The sequence below is a fragment of the Cobetia sp. genome, assembly GCF_983723665.1.
The window spans coordinates 1-2,674 of sequence record NZ_CFDJES010000246.1 but is presented as its reverse complement, the minus strand read 5'-3'; the positions used below and the strand labels follow the sequence as shown (position 1 = coordinate 2,674).

General features: G+C 61.9%; 2 protein-coding genes. Both read right to left on the bottom strand.

The features are described from left to right. Nucleotides 1–96 precede the first annotated feature (96 nt). Entirely contained in the window at nucleotides 97–1,269 is a 1,173-nt protein-coding gene (locus tag AC4FAH_RS14430; RefSeq protein WP_490246302.1) for an L-rhamnonate dehydratase, read from the bottom strand. Between the two features lie 60 nt (nucleotides 1,270–1,329). Next, nucleotides 1,330–2,358, bottom strand: coding sequence for a 4-hydroxythreonine-4-phosphate dehydrogenase PdxA (locus AC4FAH_RS14425; RefSeq protein ID WP_490246301.1), 1,029 nt, complete (start codon nucleotides 2,356–2,358; stop codon nucleotides 1,330–1,332). Nucleotides 2,359–2,674: the final 316 nt, after the last annotated feature.

The following is a 2,674-nucleotide window of genomic DNA, read 5'->3' as shown; positions in this document are numbered from 1 at the left end:
GGGAAGTCGAGCAGGCGCAGCTGGTCGCGGCTTTCGACCACGGCGACCCGCGGGCCATTGGCGGTGCGAAGTTGGACGAGTCTCATGATGGCTTCCTCACTCGATGATGTTGAACTGATCGAAGTAGTCGCTGTTCAGCTCGAGGCCCAGCCCCGGGGTCTCTTCGTCGAGATCGATGAAGCCGTTCACCGGCTCCGGGTCGCCCTTGAAGATGTAGTAGAAGAGCTCGTTGCCGATCTCGACGTCATGCACCGGGAAGTACTCGCTCATCGGGGAGGCCAGTGAGGCCATGGTCAGGTGGTAGTTGTGCATCTGGCCGGCGTGCGGGATGACCGGCACGCTGAAGGACTCGGCGAGGGCGTTGATCTTGCGCGCGGCGGTGATGCCACCGACCCGGTTGGTGTCGTACTGGATGACGGAGACGGCGCGCTTTTCCAGCAGCTGGCGGAAGCCGTAATGGGTGAATTCGTGCTCGCCGCCGGAGATGGGAATGCTGGTCAGCTGGTTGAGTTCGGCGTAGCCATCGATGTCATCGGCGATCACCGGCTCTTCCAGCCAGCGCGGCTGGAAGCGTTCCAGCTTCGGCAACATGCGCTTGGCGTAGTCCAGGTTCCAGCCCATGTAGCACTCGAGCATCAGATCGACATCCTCGCCGATGACCTCGCGCACAGCGGCCACGCTATCCAGGTTGGCACGCACACCTTCGACCCCATCACGCGGACCGTAGCCGAAGCGCATCTTCATGGCGGTGAAGCCTTGATCCAGATAGGACTGGGCCTCTTCCTGCATGCCCTTGAGGTCGGTGCGGTAGAGCTTGGAGGCGTAGCAGGGAATCTTCTCCTTGGTACGTCCGCCCAGCAGCTTGAAGACCGGCTTGCCGACCGCCTTGCCCATGATGTCCCAGATGGCGATATCGACGCCGGAGATGGCGGCCATGCCGATGCCCTTGCGGCCCCAGGCGTGGGTGGAGCGGTACATGCGCTGCCACAGGTATTCGTAGTCGAAGGGGTCCTGACCGATGATCAGCGGCGCGAGGTACTGATCGATGATCGCCTTGGCGATGCGCGGCGCCAGCGCCACGTTGCCCAGCCCGACCAGGCCGTTGTCGGTCTCGATCTCCACTACCGTCCAGCCGTGGAAGCGGAAGGTGCCCATCGAGTCGCCCTTGTCCCACAGCTCGTCCATGGCGTTGGAGCAGAAGTGGGCGGTCGGGGGGACGGTGTGGCCTTTCCATTCGAAGACGCGGGTTCTGACGTTGGTGATCTTCATCGAATTATCCTTGTTGTGGATGGCGTTGATTCAGGTTCATGAGCGAGAGGCGCAAGCGCATCAGGCAGAAGCGGTCTCGAGGCGCAGCGCACGCAGGTTGGTGCCCATGCGCTTGGCGATCGCGAAGGCATTGCGGGTCGGGTTGACGTCCGCCTTGCCCTGACCGGCGATATCGAAGGCGGTGCCGTGGGCCGGCGTGGTGATGGGGATAGGCAGGCCGCCCTGGACGGTGACGCCGGACTTGAAGCCCAGCAGCTTGATCGCGATCTGCCCCTGGTCGTGGTACATGGTCACGATGGCGTCGTACTCGCCATCGCGCGCCTTGATAAATATGGTGTCGGCCGGGAAGGGGCCTTCGACCGGGTAGCCCTGTTCATTGCAGCGCGCGACGGCCGGCGCGATGACGTCGATTTCCTCGCGGCCACAGGTGCCACCTTCACCACCGTGGGGATTGAAGGCGGCGACGGCGATGCGCGGGTGTTCGAAACCGGCCAGTTTCAGCGAGTCATGAATCAGCTGGCTGGCGGCGATGATGCGCTCCTGGGTGACGTACTCGGCGGCGTCCTTGAGCGGGATGTGCGAGGAGATGCGCGAGGTCCACAGCGTCCCCAGGGTGTTGAACTCGCAGAAATAGCCCTCGACTCCCAGTTTCTCGGCGAAGAAGTGCAGTTCATCCTCATGCCCCAGACCGCCTTTCTTCATCGACAGCTTGTTGAGCGGCGCGAAGCAGATGGCGTCGACTTCCTCGTTCTGGGCCGCTTCCAGGCAGCGAGACAGCACCGCGAGGGTCGAGGCGCCACAGGCGGCGCTTTCCTCGGCCAGCGTCACATCCTCTCGCGCCACGCTTTCCACCAGCATCAATGACAGGCCTTCATGCTGGCGGGCCTCGGCGAAGCTTGCGACGCGCGGCAGCTGGGTGAAGAGACCGGCCTGGCCTTGGCCCTGCTCCCACAGCCACTGGTCGCCGACCAGCACGCTGTGGGTCTCGGCGAACTGCTCGGGTTCCGCGACCAGGCGGGCGATCAGCTCCGGGCCGATACCGGCGGGGTCACCAAGGGTGAGGGCAATGACAGGGCGTGTTGCTGACATGTGAATTCCAGCCTTGTGAGAGTTGGCGTTGTTGTTGGTTTCTTCAATCAATTCGCACTTTATGGTCTGCTGGTTGGTTTACCGGACCAGTTGAGATAAAAATTAGCCGAGCCCACGCTGATCGGTCAAGGTTTTCTCGAAAATTGCGACCATGGTCGGTTTGTGGATGCGTGATATGCGGTTGTCGGTTATGCTGGTATGAAATCTATACCAGTGGAGGCTGCATGAAGCAGACGCCTTTCGCCTTCGAGAAAGCGCTGAAGAATCAGACCAAGAAGGAAATTCTCGCCGACAAGCTCATCGAGATGATCCTGAC